Source organism: Collinsella aerofaciens, assembly GCF_039752775.1.
Lineage (GTDB): Bacteria > Actinomycetota > Coriobacteriia > Coriobacteriales > Coriobacteriaceae > Collinsella > Collinsella aerofaciens_R.
Genome location: NZ_JBDMGT010000017.1, coordinates 18,552 through 34,250, shown reverse-complemented (window position 1 = coordinate 34,250; position 15,699 = coordinate 18,552). Strand labels below are relative to the sequence as shown.

The following is a 15,699-nucleotide window of genomic DNA, read 5'->3' as shown; positions in this document are numbered from 1 at the left end:
ATCCAGACGAGATACCCAATACAAGGAGGAGTTATGACGAACAAAGAGCTGGCTCAAAAGCTGCTGGACCTTTTGGGCGGTAAAGACAACGTGCTGGCAAACGCGGCGTGCATGACGCGCCTGCGCGTGACCGTCAAAGACGCGGGCAACGTCGACACGGAGGGCATTAAGGCACTCGACGGCGTGATGGGCCTGGTCGAGGACGACACGATGCAGATCGTGCTGGGTCCGGGCAAGGTGAATAAGGTGCTCGAGGAGTTCTCCAAGCTCACTGGCCTTGCGAAAGGCGTTGCCGACGAGAGCGTGGTTGACGCTGCGGCCACAAACAAGGCCGCGCAGAAGGCCAAGTACGAGTCTAAGCCGGTTCAGGCCTTCCTCAAGAAGATTTCCAATGTCTTCGTCGCCCTGCTTCCCGGCATCATTGCGGCTGGCCTCATCAACGGTATCTGCAACGTCATTAACGTCTCGACGGCAGGCGCGCTTGCAGGCGAGTGGTGGTACCAGGGCATTCGTTCCATGGGCTGGGCCCTGTTTGCCTATCTGCCCATCTTGGTGGGCTATAACGCGGCACGTGAGTTTGGTGGCTCCGCTGCGCTGGGCGGCATCGCCGGCATGATGTGTATCGCCAACAGTGCCATGCCCCTGCTTGCGCCTGGCGCGGCTGATCCTGCCACTGCCATTCTGCTGCCGCTCACCAGTGCGCAGTACAACCCCGCAGCGGGCGGCATGATCGCGGCTCTCATCGCTGGCGCATTTTTTGCCTGGATGGAGCGTCAGATTCGCAAGGTTATGCCCAACGCACTCGACACGTTCTTGTCTCCGATGCTGGTGCTCATCATCGGCGCCTTTGCTCTGATGCTCGTCATCCAGCCGGTTGGCGCATGGCTGACGACTGCCATCTTTAGCGTTTTGACCTTTATCTTCGAGAAGCTGGGCGTCCTGGGCGGCTATATCCTGTCGGCAGGCTTCTTGCCGCTGGTTTCCGTCGGCCTGCATCAGGCGCTCACGCCGATCCACGCTATGCTCAACGATCCCGACGGCGCTACCAAGGGTATCAATTACCTGCTTCCCATCCTTATGATGGCTGGCGGCGGCCAGGTCGGTGCCGGTTTGGCGCTGTACTTTAAGACCAAGAACGCCAAGCTCAAGAAGTACGTCGCAGAGTCCATTCCCGTTGGAATCCTGGGTGTGGGCGAGCCTCTGATGTATGCTGTTACGCTGCCGCTCGTTCGTCCGTTTGTGACGGCCTGCCTGGGTGCCGGATTTGGCGGCGCGCTCGCGGCGCTGCTTCACATCGGCACGGTTTCTCAGGGCGTTTCCGGTCTGTTTGGCCTGCTGATCGTCGTTCCTGGCCAGCAGCTCGGCTACGTTGCCGCTATGCTGCTTGCCTATGCCGCCGGCTTTGTCCTGACGTGGTTCTTTGGCGTCGACGAGCAGAAGATCAACGAGTTCTTTGGCGAGTAGTTTGATATCGCGAGCCGTGTTGCTCGGGGTTCGCGGCGCGCGGCAGATTTCTTGATGTTATGGTTGTGCCGGCGGGGCTAGCTGCTCCGCCGGCCTTTTTTAAAGGAGCGTTGAAGCGTGAAAACGGGTATTTCGATTTATCTTTCCAGCCCTCTGCAGGATATTGAGCGGACGATTGAGCGTGGTGCCGCGGCGGGTGCGCGCTATGCGTTCACCTCGCTGCATATTCCCGAGGATGGGGGAGCGGCGTATGCCGATAAGGTCCGTCATGTGCTGTCGCTGCTTTCCGCCCGCGGCATTGCGCTCATTGCCGATGTGGGGCCTCGCACGTGCGATTTGCTCGGGCTTGAGCGCATCGAGGACTTGCGCGATCTGGGGTTGGAATACCTTCGTTTGGACTATGGCTTTAGCGCCCAGCGGGTCGCGGAGCTGTCCGGTGTATTTCGCATTGTGGTCAATGCATCGACAGTGAGTTCTGATGAAATCGCATCGTGGCGTGAGGCCGGTGCCGATGTGACTCGTTTTGCCGCCTGCCACAATTTTTACCCCAAGCCTTATACCGGTTTAGCTCTGGAGGACATTGCTCGGGTGAATCTTCGTCTTGCGGCGCTTGGATTCGAAATCATGGCTTTTGTGCCGGGTGATGCTAACGTTCGCGGGCCGGTATTCGAGGGACTGCCGACGGTCGAGGCGCAGCGCGGTCGCGCGTCAAAGGTTGCCCTCAATATGCTTGAGCTTGCACATGGCGCCGATTGCGACATTGTGTTGGTCGGCGACCCCGATCTTTCCGATGCGGGCTGGGCGCAGTTTGCTCAAGTTTCCGCCGGATACGTGGACCTGCAATGCGAGCTTGAGCTCAGTTATGCCTATGTGCGCGGGCAGATTCATCACGACCGGCCCGACTCGAGTGTCCTCATCTTTAGGTCTCAGGAGTCACGTACGAAGCTTAAGCCGGATTCCGTGCCGACGGATGCCGGAGCCGGCCTGCCGCGAAAGGCGGGGTCGATCGCTGTGAGCAATAGCGGATATGGGCGCTACGAAGGCGAGCTTGAGATTGCGCGGGTCGATCTTCCCGGTGACGAGCGCATGAACGTTGCGGGCCATATCACGCCCGAGGCAATGGAACTGCTGCCGTTTATCAAGCGCGGATTCGGGGTACGGTTCGTTTAACGTGTGACCCGCGGGCTACAATTGGCCCATCATACGAAGGCGCCTCGTGTGGCGTGTGCCTGCGTTGGCCGATCTATATTCGGAGGATTCCCATGACTGTACTGTTTGTTGAATATCCCAAGTGCTCGACCTGTAAGAAGGCCAAGGCATGGCTGGACGAACATGGGGTAGAGTATATCGATCGCGATATCGTTTTGGACAATCCCACGGCTGATGAGCTTGCGACCTGGATTGCTCGTTCGGGGCTGCCGGTGCGGCGCTTCTTTAATTCGTCGGGCATGAAATATCGAGAGCTGGGCCTGAAGGCGCGTCTGGATGCGGGCATGACGGATCGGGAGTGCTACGAGCTGCTGGCGACCGACGGCATGCTGGTCAAGCGTCCGCTGCTGGTGGGCGACGACTTTGCGATTCCCGGCTTTAGGGAAGCGGCTTGGGCCGAGGCGTTGCTGTAGCGGCTGCGGAAAGTGCGACCCGGAATTCGCTTCCAGAATGGGATGCGCTTTCCCAAAGTGGCCGGTTGCGGAAAGCACGTCCCATTCTGAGCTTCGATTGTGGGACACGGTTTCCGGTTGAGGGCTCGACGGGAAAGTGGGGACCAGTTTGAGCTTGAAATCTGGGACGCACTTTCCGCCGGCGGGCCTGCCCCAGTCAGTCCGCCAGCTGTGCCCATTCGTGCGGATCGTAGACCTTTACGTGTTTGTTGGGCTTGCCGCTCCAGTACTCCTCGTCCATAAAGGGCAGATATGCCTGAACGCCGGGGCAGATAAAGGGAATCCGCTGCTGTTGCAGTCGCTCGCGCTGGCGCTGCTCCAGGTGCGCCTCGGATATGACGGTCGGCATACCGGACAACTCGACGAGGCTTGCCTGGATTCGCTTAAGGTCGGGGAGTCCCGCGTGCCATGACATCCGCATGATCAAAAAGGATGCACGGCGGTATTTTGCCTGCACCACAGTAATGGCGGGGCGCAGTGTGGGATGGATTTTGTCCCGTTCGGGCCAAAGGTCGGCAGTGATCTCGAGGCCCAGGGTCTCCCATAGGTAATCAAGCTCTTCGTCCATGGTACCTCGATATCTACGCGATCATTGATACTTCGATTGTGTTGCCTGGTGCTATCGTTTTCGCGGTAGAATCTGCCAACGGTTGACGGCTACCGCTCGCGGTGTTTTGCCCTTCGTGTACAGCGGTCGGCTTCACAGGTCCTTCACGGGTTGGACTAAATTAGGCCAATTTGACTGAATTTCAAAAAAGTCAAAATTGGGGCTTGCGTCACGGCGAGACTTCCCGTATATTTCTTTCTTGCGCAAAGGCACAGCCGAGCGCAGCGATGCAGTCATTGGGATGTCGTCTAATGGCAGGACAGCGGATTCTGGTTCCGTCAATGGGGGTTCGACTCCCTCCATCCCAGCCATTGCATTTGCTACATATGGCCCGTTCGTCTAGCGGTTTAGGACGCCGCCCTCTCAAGGCGGAGATCACCAGTTCGAATCTGGTACGGGCTACCAAAATTGAATGCCCGGGCCTCGTAAGAGACCCGGGTTTTGTGTATTGACCGATGCTTAAGGCGCGCGTTGAGTCTGCCGCCCGGATCGAGGAGTAGCCATGGATCTGCCCATCAGCTTGCAAGACATCACGTATGCCGAGAACTATCTGGCGCAGGGCGACCTGGCTACGGCGACGCCGCTGCTGGAGCGTCTGGTGGAGCTCGCCGAGGAGTATATCGACGCTGAGTGCAAGACGGAGGAGAAGCGTCAATACTTTAGCTTCGATAGCAAGTTTGAGCGCTTGGCCTATCGCCGCGTGGAGAAGGATCCGCGCGAGCTCGTGCAGGTCGAGGTGCCGTTTGACCGCCTGTACTCTGACATGGCGTTTGCCTACATTCGCCAGCAGGATTATGTGAGTGCTCGCAACGCCTTGATGCAGGCCGTGCGCTGGGACCCCATGAACTGCAACTACCGCCTGGATCTGGCCGAGCTGTTCCGCGCTCTCGAGGACAAGCAGGAATGGGCATCGCTCTCGTTCTCGGTGCTGGAGCGTGCAAGCGATGGCAAGTGCGCCGCCCGCGCTTACGCCAATCTAGGTCAGTACTTCTTGGAGCCCGAGACCGAGAACGTTTCGGCTGCCGTGGGCTGCGCGCGTCTGGCGCTGCGCCTGGCGCCCAACGATGCGCATACGACGCGCCTGCTCAACAAGATCCATACCACCTATCCGGATGCCGCCGATGAGAGCGACGACCACGTGATGGGTGAGCTCGCCCTGCAGGGCGTGCCGACCTCACCTTCGGCCGAGATCGCCATCTGCCTGATCATGTGTGCGACCGATGCTGCAAGCGACGGCGACAAGCAGGAGGCGACGCGCCTGACGGTGCGTGCTCGCGACTTGGTGGGCGAGGAGGCCTGCGCGGCGATTATCAAACTGGTGCGCGAGAGCGATGCCGAGCTCAATGCCGAGCGCAAGGCAAAGCGCGCAGGTGCCGACAAGGGAACCGATGGCGCCAAGGAGGCCGGCGATGCCCAGTAAGCGCGAGCGCAAGCTCATTTCCAAGAATCGCTCGGCACATCACGAGTACTTTATCGATGAGACGTTTGAGTGCGGTATTGAGCTGAGCGGCACCGAGGTCAAGTCGATTCGCGAGCGCGCCTGTCAGATCACCGATACCTTCGCGCTGATCCGCGGCGGGGAGTGCTGGCTCGTCGGCCTGCATATCCATCCTTATAGCCATGGTGGCGTGTGGAATCGCGATCCCGACCGTCGGCGTCGTCTGCTGCTGCACCGTAAGGAGATCGACTTTCTTGACGGCAAACTTCGCAACCGTGGTTATGCGCTGGTTCCGTTGGAGCTCTACTTTAATACCGACGGCCGCGTAAAGCTGCTGCTGGGTCTGGGTCGCGGCAAGAAGCTCTATGACAAGCGCGAGGATATGGCCAAGCGCGACGTTCAGCGCGAAATCGATCGTGCGCTTAAGGAGCGTAATCGCTGACCGCCCTTCATAAGTTGCGGTGGAATACGGACTGTTTTGCCTGTTTGAGGGGCTATTCAGTCTCTATTTCACCGCAACTGCGGGCGTTCCATCTTGCTTACTGTTCTGACACATATGTCTCAAAGGCGGCGTTCGGTATGTGCGTCGCCTTTTTTGTGGGTACATACATCCATGAGGCTCAATCCCGAGTTAGGGGAGTGATCGTTATGGACAAAACTGCGTTCTTTACCATGCCGAGTGGCCTGTACGTGGTGAGCGCCGTGGCAGACGGGCTGCGTGCCGGCTGCGTTATCAACACAGCAGTGCAGGTGACATCCGCCCCGCCGCGCATCTCGATTGCCGTGAACAAGGAAAATGTCACGTCCGGCGTAATCGCATCGGCTAAGGCCTTTGCGCTGACCGTGATTGACCAGACCGCCGACATGCTCTATATCGGCAACTTTGGCTTCCGCACCAGCAGCGATTACGACAAGTTTGCCAAGTACGAGACCCACGAGACCGCTCTGGGCATGCCCTATGTGCCCGAGCACGCGGCGGCGCTGTTTAGCTGCCGTCTGATTGATACCGTGGACGTGGGCACGCACCTGCTCTTTATCGGCGAGGTGGAGGACGCCGAGCGCTTGAGCGGCGAGGCCCCGCTGACCTATGACTACTATCACAAGGTCTTGAAGGGCAAGACGCCGCCCAAGGCTTCATCGTATCAAGGCTAGAAATGTTCTAAAAATACTTGCATTATATTATTGAGAATCTATACTAATAAACGAAGTACATCACCAGTCGCGTTCGAGAGGAGAACATCATGGCTGAGGAGAAGAAGACGTATAAGTTTGTGTGCACCGTTTGCGGTTACGAGGTTGAGGTCGACACGCCCGAGCTGCCCGAGGATTACGTATGCCCGGTCTGCGGCGTCGGCCCCGATGAGTTTGAGCTCGTCGAGGAGTAACTCGTAGGCACACGGCGAAAGCCGAACATAGCTCTGTCCAAGGGCCCCGGTCGAATTCTCGGCCGGGGCCTTTTTGATTTATCTGACGGTTTAAAACGGCCTTACGTGTTACAGATTGAGACGTTATATCTGGACAGTCACGCCATCCCAATTACATCCCCGTTAGCAGCACGATGTCGAGAATCGTCACGATGGCACCGATTCCTACGAGCAGCGTGTTGAGCGGGCGTGAATTGGCGTATCTGCCCATGACGCGGCGCGAGCTGGTGAGCCGTATAAGCACGAAAACCGTGATCGGCAGCTGAAGCGACAGCAGCGCCTGGCTCCAGATGAGACCTTCAAAAGGATTTGGGACGACCAGACACGCCGCCACTGCGCCGACGAAACATGCCGCCACCCCAATCGAGGAATGTCGGTCGTGGATGTCGTATTCCTCGTCGAACATGCCCGCGGTGATGGTGCCTGCCGCCATGCCCGCCGTCACACTACTCGAGAGGCCCGCAAACAGCAGCGCCACCGCAAAGATAGTCGAGCTCGCCGGGCCCAAGATGGGGGAGAGCGTGGCCGCTGCGACGGCGAGGTCGTCTACGACAATGCCGTGCGCAAAGAAGGTCGTTGCGGCCAGGATGACCATGGCCGAGTTGATTGCCCAGCCCACGCCCATCGAAAAGAGCGTGTCGAAGAGCTCATAGCGCAGACGCTCTTCGATAACTTGCTCGCCTTGGCCTTCGAAGTGCATGGATTGGATGACCTCGGAGTGCAGAAAGAGGTTGTGGGGCATAACGACCGCGCCCAGGACACTCACGATAATCGCGGCCGAGCCGGTGGGCATGCTGGGCGTAATCCAGCTTGTGGCGGCTTGCGGCCAGTCGACCTTGACCAGCGCAAGCTCGGCCAAAAACGAGAGTCCTACCACGCCCACGAAGGCAATGATCCACCGCTCGGCGCGCTTGTAGGAGCTCGTCATGAGCATCGCCATCGATGCCGCCGCCACGATGACGCAGCCTGCGCGCACGGGCAGCCCAAAGAGCATTTGAAGGGCAATCGCGCCACCCAGGACTTCGGCCATGGCGGTGGCGATGGTCGCGAGATAGGCACTGGCGAGCACCGTGCGCCCGACGAAGCGGGGGAGGTAACGTGTCGTGGCCTCGGCAAGACAGGCGCCCGTGGCGATACCCAGGTGCGCCGCATTGTGCTGCAGCACAATGAGCATAATCGTGGACAGTGTGACGATCCACAGCAGCGCGTATCCAAACTGCGAGCCCGCGGCCATATTGGAGGCCCAGTTGCCCGGGTCGATAAAGCCGACGGTCACGAGCAGCCCGGGGCCGATATGCCGCGCAATGTCTAGGCCTCCGTGACCGCCGGTGCGTCGGGAGCCAAAATGTTGTTTGAGATGGTTGAGCATGGTGCGCTCCTGTGTGCCGTTTGTTTGACGCCGCAAAGGATACCCGTTTTAGGCTCAAAAGTTAACTATGACTAACAAAATAGTTGTATTTGAATGGGGTGGGGAAAGGGGGTTGCCGAAATGTCTTGATCTGTAACATCTAGGCGCCAAAATTGGGTCTTCCTGTTACAGATTGAGATGTTTGAAGCGGTGAGCTTGAAGACCGAACTTGGGGCCCTTGTTGTCGTCCTTGAGGTCGGCGGCGCCCACTCGTAGGGCGTGCGTTACGCGATTGTTTCGAAACGGGTGGGAAACACAACGGGCCGGCGATGCTCCTAGTATGCCTATTCAACTGACTGACTAAATATCTAGGGGAGGATCGCGATGCAGGCAGATTCCGCTCAACAGCAGGGCCTTTATCGCCCCGAATTCGACCACGATGCATGCGGCATCGGCGCGCTTGCCGATATCAACGGCGAGCGCCATCACCAGATTCTGGACGATGCACTGTCCATTCTGGTCAACTTGGAGCACCGCGGCGGCACGGGACTCGAGAAGAACACCGGCGACGGCGCTGGCATCCTGTTCCAGGTTCCGCATCACTTTTTCCGTAAAGAGGCCCAAAAGTGCGGCCAGATTCTGCCGGCAGAGGGCGACTATGGCGTGGCCATGCTGTTCTTCCCGCAGGACGACAAGGGCGTAGAGGATGCCCGCCGCGTGTTTGAGGAGGGCTGTGCCGAGGCCGGCGTGCCGCTGCTCTTTTGGCGCGAGGTGCCGGTCGATCCGCACGACCTGGGCGAGACGGCCCGCGCCTGTATGCCTACCATCCTGCAGGCCTTTCTGGGCCGTCCCGACGACACGCCGGCGGGCGACGCCTTTGAGCGTCGCCTGTACGTGTGCCGCCGCACCATCGAAAAGAAGGCCGACGCCGAGTTTGCCCTGCGCGACAAGATCTTCTATGTGTGCTCCATGAGCTCGCGCACCATCGTGTACAAGGGCATGCTGGTCGCCACGCAGATGCGCCGCTTCTTCATCGACCTCAACGACGCCGCCGTCAAGACGGCCGTGGCGCTCGTCCACTCGCGCTACTCCACCAACACCACGCCCAGCTGGGAGCGCGCGCACCCCAACCGCTTTATCATCCACAACGGCGAGATCAACACCCTCAAGGGCAACGTCAACTGGATCCGCGCCCGCGAGCCCAACCTGTACAGCCCCGTGCTGCAGCACGATCTTGAGCGCGTGATGCCCATCATCAACCGCGAGGGTTCCGACTCCGCGATTCTGGATAACGTGCTCGAGTTCCTGGTCATGAACGGCCGTCCGCTCACGCGTGCCGCGTCCATGTTGCTGCCCGAGCCGTGGGATCACAACGACAGCCTGAGTGAGGAGCGCCGCGCCTACGACGCCTATCAGTCCATGCTCATGGAGCCGTGGGATGGCCCGGCGGCCATCGCCTTTACCGACGGTCGCACGCTGGGTGCCGCCCTCGACCGTAACGGCCTGCGTCCCGCCCGCTACTATGTGACGCGCGACGGCCGCTTTATGCTGGCGAGCGAGGTGGGCACCATCGAGGTGAGCCCCGAGAACATCCTGACGAGCGGCTGCCTGGGACCGGGCCAGATGCTCGAGGTCGACTTTGCCCGCGGCCGCGTGATCTACAACGACGAGCTGCGCGCCCGTTACGCCAAGGAAAAGCCCTACCGTGATTGGATTGCCGAGGAGACGCTGACGGTCGACGCGCTCGACAAGCCCGCCGCGGCGACGCCCGCCGAGGACGACGAGGTGCCTACCGCCGTGCGTATGGCCAAGCTCGGCTATCACTGGGATGATGTTGACGAGGTCGTGCGCCCCATGGCCCAGCAGGGCAAGGCACCGCTCGCCTCGATGGGTATCGATGCGCCGCTGGCCTGCCTGTCCAAGAAGACGCGTTCGTTCTTTGACTACTTCTATCAGCTGTTCGCCCAGGTCACGAACCCGCCGATCGACGCCCTGCGCGAGCATATGGTCACCTCGACCACGCTCTACCTGGGCAACCACGGCAACCTGCTCGAGGATTCCCGCACGGCCTGTCAGCTGGTGCGCTTGGAGCGCCCGCTGCTGAGCGAGGAGGAGTTCGACCACATTTGCGCGATTGACCGTGTTGGCTTTAAGACCCGCCGGTTCCGTGCCGTGTACCGTCGCGACGCGGGTGAGGGCGCGCTGCAGGCTGCGCTCAAGCAGCTTGCCGAAGACGTCGAGGCTGCGGTTCGCGATGGCGTGAACATCGTGGTGCTGAGCGACCGTGCCGCTGCGGGCGAGGTGCCCGTGCCGTCGCTGCTCGCCGTGGGCTGCGTGCACAACCACCTGATCCGTGCCGGCGTGCGCACCTTTGCCGATATCGTGGTGGAGTGCGGCGATGCCGTGTCTCCGCACGACTTTGCGGCGCTGGTGGGCTACTCCGCAAGCGGTATCTACCCGTACAACGCGCATGCGTGCATCCGCGATCTGGCGGCACGCGGCGACCTGGACGTGACGGCCGAGCAGGGCATCGCCAACTACAACAAGGCTGCGACCGCCGGCATCGTCTCCATCATGTCCAAGATGGGCATCTCCACGGTGCAGAGCTACCATTCGGCGCAGATCTTCGAGGCCGTGGGCTTTACGCCGGAGTTCGTCAACGCGTACTTCGCCGGCACGGTGAGCCGTGTGGGCGGTATGGGTGTCGAGGACGTCGAGCGCGAGCAAAACGAGCGCTACGACGCCGCGCTCGCTATCCTTAAGAGCCCGGCTCCCGATCAGGTGCCCACGCTGGGCCTGACCAAGTGGCGCCCGCTCGGCGGCGAGGATCACCTCATCGATCCGCAGACTGTCTACTTGCTGCAGACCGCCTGCCGTGAGGACAGCTACGACACCTTTAAAGAATACAGCGCCCGCCTGCACCGCACCGGCCGCGCCGTGCGCCTGCGCGACCTGTTGGACTTTGATGCCAGCGGCCGCACTCCGGTGGCACTCGACGAGGTCGAGCCTGCGCTCAACATCGTCCGCCGCTTTAACACCGGCGCCATGTCGTATGGCTCCATCAGCAAAGAGGCACACGAGTGCATGGCCATCGCCATGAACCGCCTGCACGGCCGTTCCAACTCCGGCGAGGGCGGTGAGGATCCGCGTCGCGAGACCCCGCTGGCTAACGGTGACTCCAAGAACTCCGCTATTAAACAGGTAGCAAGCGCGCGCTTTGGCGTGACGAGTCGCTACCTGTGCAGCGCTTTCGAGATTCAGATCAAGATGGCCCAGGGCGCCAAGCCCGGCGAGGGTGGCCACCTGCCCGGCAAGAAGGTTTACCCCTGGATCGCCGAGGTCCGTCAGTCCACGCCCGGCATCGGCCTGATCTCGCCTCCGCCGCACCACGACATCTACTCCATCGAGGACCTGGCAGAGCTGATCTTCGATCTTAAGAACGCCAACCCCGGCGCGCGCGTGTCGGTCAAGCTGGTCAGCGAGGCCGGCGTCGGCACCATCGCCACCGGTGTGGCCAAGGGTGCTGCCGACAAGATTTTGATCAGCGGCCACAATGGCGGCTCGGGTGCCGCTGCGCGCGACTCGATCTGGCACGCGGGTCTGCCGCTGGAGCTCGGTCTTGCCGAGGCCCAGCAGACGCTGCTGCAAAACGGTCTGCGCTCACGCGTGGTGCTCGAGGCCGACGGCAAGCTCATGGACGGCACCGATGTCGCCGTCGCCTGCCTGCTGGGCGCCGAGGAGTTTGGCTTTGCGACCATGCCGCTCATCTCCATGGGCTGCCTCATGCAGCGCGATTGTCAGCAGGACACTTGCCCGGCCGGCATCGCTACGCAAAACTGCCGCCTGCGTCGCGGCTTCCGCGGCAAGCCCGAGCACGTTGAGCACTTTATGCTCTTTGTTGCCGAGCAGCTGCGCGAGGTCATGGCGAGCCTGGGCTTCCGCACCGTCGACGAGATGGTCGGCCATCCCGAGTGCTTACGCCAGATCGAGGTTCCGGGTAACCGCAAGGCTAACCTGCTGGATCTGTCGCCCGTGCTGGCGAGCGCGACCTGTGAGTTTGGTGCCCATATTCCGGGTGCCGACGGTCGCCACTTCCTGCCGCAGATGGCCGCGGACAGCGAGCTCGACAAGACGCTCGACTCCACGTTGTTTGTGCCCTATACGGCCGATGCCCGTGCGCACCTGCGTCCGATTCGCTTCCGCGCCGATATCGCCAACGTCAACCGCTGCGTGGGCACCATTTTGGGCAACGCGGTGACCAAGGCGCATCCCGAGGGCCTGCCTGCCGGCTCCATCACCATCGATTGCGATGGTTCGGCCGGTCAGAGCTTTGGTGCCTTCCTGCCGCGCGGCATTACGCTCAACGTGTGCGGCGACGCCAACGACTACTTTGGCAAGGGCCTTTCGGGCGGCGAGGTGTCGGTGCGCCCCAACCCGCATGCGACCTACAAGTTCGACGAGAACATCATCGTGGGCAACGTTGCGTTCTTTGGTGCCACGAGCGGGCGCGGCTTCATTAACGGTCTTGCCGGCCAGCGTTTTGCCGTGCGCAACTCCGGTGCCACCGTGGTGGTCGAGGGCTGCGGCAACCATGGCTGCGAGTACATGACGGGCGGTCTGGCGCTCATCCTGGGCGAGGTCGGGCAGAATTTTGCCGCCGGCATGACAGGCGGCGTGGCCTACGTTTTTGACCAATATGGCACGCTCGACGCCCGCGTGAACCACGAGAGCGTTGAGCTCAAGGCCCCGACGGCCGGCGAGCTGGCGCAGATTCGCGAGCTTATCCAGGAGCACGTGGACGCGACGCAGAGCCCGCGCGGCATTAAGTTGCTCTACAGCTTTGAGACGATGAGCAAGCACTTTGTGAAGGTCATTCCGACCGAGTACGAGCGCGTGCTGGCGATTGTCGCCGCCGCCGAGGCCGTGGGCAAGACGCATGCGCAGGCTGAGGAGCTGGCGTTTGACATTGTGACCGGTCGCGCGAGCGCCGCGGATGTCGCTCGCTTTGATGTCGCGGGCGGTGCTGCGGACGCTGCGTCCGTGGCTGCCAGCTCTGTTGCTTCGACCAAGAAGGAGGCGTAAGTGCCATGGGTAAGCCCGGTGCTTTTCTTGATATCGATCGCGTGACCCACGAGCTTCGCCCCGTGGAGGAGCGCAGCCATGATTTTGATCCGCTGTACGTGGAGCTCGACGACGACGCGCGCCGTGCCCAGGCGAGCCGCTGCATGATGTGCGGTGTGGCGTTTTGTCAGATGGGCGCGAGCTTTGGCAAGGCGCGCCCGAGCGGCTGTCCGCTGCACAACCTGATTCCCGAGTGGAACGAGCTGGTGTACCGCGGCCGTTGGGACGAGGCTGCCGAGCGCCTGTCACTCACCTCGCCCATGCCCGAGTTCACGAGCCGCGTGTGCCCGGCGCTGTGCGAGGCCGCATGCAACCTGGGCTCGGTCGATGGCCAGCCCACGACGATCCATGACAACGAGCGCGCGATTAGCGACCATGAGTGGGCCAACGGCGGTCCGCACCGCTTTGAGCCGGCAGGGGAGGGTGCACCCACGGTTGCCGTGGTGGGTTCCGGTCCCGCTGGTCTGGTGGCAGCATGGGAGCTTGCGCGTCGTGGCGCCCGCGTGACGGTGTTTGAGCGCGACGACCGCCCGGGCGGTCTGCTCATGTACGGCATTCCCAACATGAAGCTCGAGAAGTCCGTGGTCGAGCGTCGCGTGGCGCTCATGCGCGAGCTGGGCATTGTGTTCGAGCTGGGTGCTGACGTTGCGAACCCTGCGGTGGCGGCCAAGCTCAATGACTTTGACGCCGTCGTGGTGGCCGCCGGCGCCCGTGCTCCGCGTGGGCTTTCGGCTGCGAACATTGATGCTCCGGGCGTAGTGTATGCCGTGGACTACCTGACGGCTTCGACCGTCTCGGTGCTCGATGGCGACGAGCCCGCGGTGAACGCGCGCGGCCTGGACGTTGTGGTCATTGGCGGCGGCGATACCGGTAACGACTGCGTGGGCACCGCGGTACGTCAGGGTGCGCGTAGCGTGCGCCAGTTTGAGTTCTTGCCGGCGGCGCCTGATGCGCGCGCGGTGAGCAACCCCTGGCCGCAGTGGCCCAACGTGAAGAAGACCGATTACGGCCAGCAGGAGGCCATCGCTGCCATGGGCGGCGAGATGCGCGCTTGGGGTGTGGATACGCTCGAGGTACTGTTGGACAAGAAGGGCGCGGCCGCGGGCCTGCGCGTGGTCGATCTGGATTGGTCGGCTGGCAAGCCCGAGCGCATCGCGGGCTCCGAGCACGAGGTGCCGGCCCAGCTGGTGCTCATCGCCTGCGGCTTTACGGGTCCCGAGCACGGTGTGTTCGACGCCGTTGGCGTGCCTGTTGCCACCGCTGGTCGTCCGCTGCCGGTGATGGCTGCCGAGGGCTCGCACCTTGCGGCCCGTGTCGACGGCGTCGCCGCGGATGCCGCGCCGGTGTATGTGGCGGGTGATGCTCGCAACGGCAGCTCGCTCGTGGTGAACGCCATGGCCGATGCTCTGGCCTGCGCAGCCGAAGTCGCCGATGCGCTGGAGCTGTGAGGTAGTCATTTAAGAACGTCCCCAATGACTAGTCATTTTTTGTCTAGTCGTTGGGGACACTCTTTGCGAGCGATTTGCTCGTTTGTCGACGCGCGAGTGTCCATTCGGCGTCTTCTTGAGCTGTGGTGCTCTGCTGTTTCTGTGATGGCCGGGGGCGTTTGGCTCAAAAGGACGGGTTTGCCGTCTATGTTTACCTGCGGTTTTGTTGCGGTGCGCATTTTCGGTCAAGCATCCCGTCAAGTGTTTGGTCAGCATCTGGTTTGCAGCCGGAGGCCTATTTTGCCCGCGCTGGTCGTGGCTGCCCACCCTCCTCGTAAGCTCAAATTGAGGTCCATCAGTTTGAGGAGGATGCCATGACTGACCACGCTTTAGACCGAGCGCAGCTAGCCGAAGCCGTCGGCAACGATATTGCCGACATGGCCCATTTTTGGATGCTGCGGAAGTTCCAGTTTTTGGAGCCGGCGCGCGAACAGTTCGAGATCATTGTCGACCCGTGGCTCAGCTATTGCACTGAGCCTTCGCAAAACGAAATCATGGCCTACAACATGGCATTTACCGATTGGCTGCTCTTCGAGCGCCCTTATCGCCATGGCAAGACGCTGCTCGAGCTGTATGTTGAAGAGCCGCCGACATCGCTTTCGCCTGCCTCGCTCAAGCGGCTCGAGCAGGTACGCGACACGCAGTATTTCTCGCGCTTTGGCATTTTGGACAAGGATCCTGCGACTGGTATGGTCGCGCTGAAGGACACGCGCACCGACCGTCGCTTTGATGTCTACGACCCGCATATCGTGCAAAAGGAGCATTGGAGCGACGGCGCGATTGCGGTGCGCCTCGCCTGCGTCGACGATGTCTGGCTGACGGCGGGACAACTCTATCTGTATGACATCGCACGCCTGAGTGACACGGCGGTCGATGGGCCTGGTGCGGTGCATCCGGAGGACCTGCAGGATGGCTTTGACACCTCGTGCATCAGTTTCTTCTTGCGTCTGGTCCGCGACATCATGGGCGCCCAGGGGCGGTACGTAAAGTCGCTCAACATCTACGAGCAGGAGTGGGAGTAGGGGATGGACCTGGCGTTGTCCTGCCTTGCCTTCTGTCTTTATGTCTCGATCTGTAACGTTTAGGGACAAAAAACCGGTCTACCTGTTACAGATCGAGACGAATGCTTGGGCGCCGTTGGTTTGTCTC

The 15,699-nt window shown here is 61.3% G+C and carries 12 protein-coding genes and 2 tRNA genes; 12 read left to right on the top strand and 2 right to left on the bottom strand.

From position 1 onward, the window contains the following. The first annotated feature begins 33 nt into the window (after positions 1-33). The 3 genes from ABHR63_RS05955 to ABHR63_RS05945 all read left to right on the top strand — a co-directional run bounded on the left by ABHR63_RS05955 (position 34) and on the right by ABHR63_RS05945 (position 3,086). On the top strand, positions 34-1,464 hold the full coding sequence (locus tag ABHR63_RS05955) for a PTS transporter subunit EIIC (protein WP_346965379.1): 1,431 nt from the start codon (positions 34-36) through the stop codon (positions 1,462-1,464). 117 nt (positions 1,465-1,581) lie between these two features. Continuing rightward, entirely contained in the window at positions 1,582-2,634 is a 1,053-nt protein-coding gene (locus ABHR63_RS05950) for a MupG family TIM beta-alpha barrel fold protein (protein WP_195919690.1), read from the top strand. 92 nt (positions 2,635-2,726) lie between these two features. Continuing rightward, positions 2,727-3,086, top strand: a complete 360-nt coding sequence (locus ABHR63_RS05945; RefSeq protein ID WP_006235321.1) for an arsenate reductase family protein — start codon at positions 2,727-2,729, stop codon at positions 3,084-3,086. A gap of 196 nt (positions 3,087-3,282) precedes the next feature. On the opposite strand, the gene ABHR63_RS05940 is transcribed toward ABHR63_RS05945, so the two are convergent. Further along, complete coding sequence (locus tag ABHR63_RS05940; RefSeq protein WP_006235322.1) at positions 3,283-3,693, bottom strand: hypothetical protein; 411 nt, start codon at positions 3,691-3,693, stop codon at positions 3,283-3,285. A 276-nt stretch (positions 3,694-3,969) separates the two neighbouring features. Between ABHR63_RS05940 and ABHR63_RS05935 the strand changes: the two genes are divergently transcribed. The 6 genes from ABHR63_RS05935 to ABHR63_RS05910 all read left to right on the top strand — a co-directional run bounded on the left by ABHR63_RS05935 (position 3,970) and on the right by ABHR63_RS05910 (position 6,555). After that, positions 3,970-4,043: transfer RNA gene (locus ABHR63_RS05935), tRNA-Gln, on the top strand. 17 nt (positions 4,044-4,060) lie between these two features. Further along, positions 4,061-4,137 (top strand) — tRNA-Glu (locus ABHR63_RS05930). A gap of 97 nt (positions 4,138-4,234) precedes the next feature. Continuing rightward, positions 4,235-5,152 (top strand): tetratricopeptide repeat protein, encoded by a 918-nt coding sequence (locus tag ABHR63_RS05925; protein WP_271759129.1) that lies wholly within the window; start codon positions 4,235-4,237, stop codon positions 5,150-5,152. Further along, positions 5,142-5,612 carry an SsrA-binding protein SmpB gene (gene smpB / locus ABHR63_RS05920; protein ID WP_006235325.1) on the top strand — a complete coding sequence of 157 codons (471 nt, stop codon included), beginning with the start codon at positions 5,142-5,144 and terminating at the stop codon, positions 5,610-5,612. The genes ABHR63_RS05925 and smpB overlap by 11 nt, the downstream gene beginning before the upstream one ends. Positions 5,613-5,818: 206 nt before the next feature. Beyond that, a complete protein-coding gene (locus tag ABHR63_RS05915) occupies positions 5,819-6,322 on the top strand; it encodes a flavin reductase family protein (RefSeq protein ID WP_346965378.1) in 504 nt (167 codons plus the stop codon). 89 nt (positions 6,323-6,411) lie between these two features. Next, positions 6,412-6,555: a rubredoxin-like domain-containing protein gene (locus ABHR63_RS05910; protein ID WP_006235327.1), complete on the top strand. Its 144-nt coding sequence runs from the start codon at positions 6,412-6,414 to the stop codon at positions 6,553-6,555. A 151-nt stretch (positions 6,556-6,706) separates the two neighbouring features. On the opposite strand, the gene ABHR63_RS05905 is transcribed toward ABHR63_RS05910, so the two are convergent. After that, positions 6,707-7,963 (bottom strand): Nramp family divalent metal transporter, encoded by a 1,257-nt coding sequence (locus ABHR63_RS05905; RefSeq protein ID WP_346965901.1) that lies wholly within the window; start codon positions 7,961-7,963, stop codon positions 6,707-6,709. A gap of 363 nt (positions 7,964-8,326) precedes the next feature. On the opposite strand from ABHR63_RS05905, the gene gltB reads away from it, so the two are divergent. The 3 genes from gltB (at position 8,327) to ABHR63_RS05890 (ending at position 15,572) form a co-directional block, all read left to right on the top strand. Further along, positions 8,327-13,024, top strand: a complete 4,698-nt coding sequence (gltB, locus tag ABHR63_RS05900; protein ID WP_346965297.1) for a glutamate synthase large subunit — start codon at positions 8,327-8,329, stop codon at positions 13,022-13,024. A gap of 5 nt (positions 13,025-13,029) precedes the next feature. Further along, on the top strand, positions 13,030-14,511 hold the full coding sequence (locus ABHR63_RS05895) for a glutamate synthase subunit beta (RefSeq protein WP_346965296.1): 1,482 nt from the start codon (positions 13,030-13,032) through the stop codon (positions 14,509-14,511). 353 nt (positions 14,512-14,864) lie between these two features. Continuing rightward, entirely contained in the window at positions 14,865-15,572 is a 708-nt protein-coding gene (locus ABHR63_RS05890; RefSeq protein ID WP_346965295.1) for a hypothetical protein, read from the top strand. The last annotated feature ends 127 nt before the right edge of the window (positions 15,573-15,699 follow it).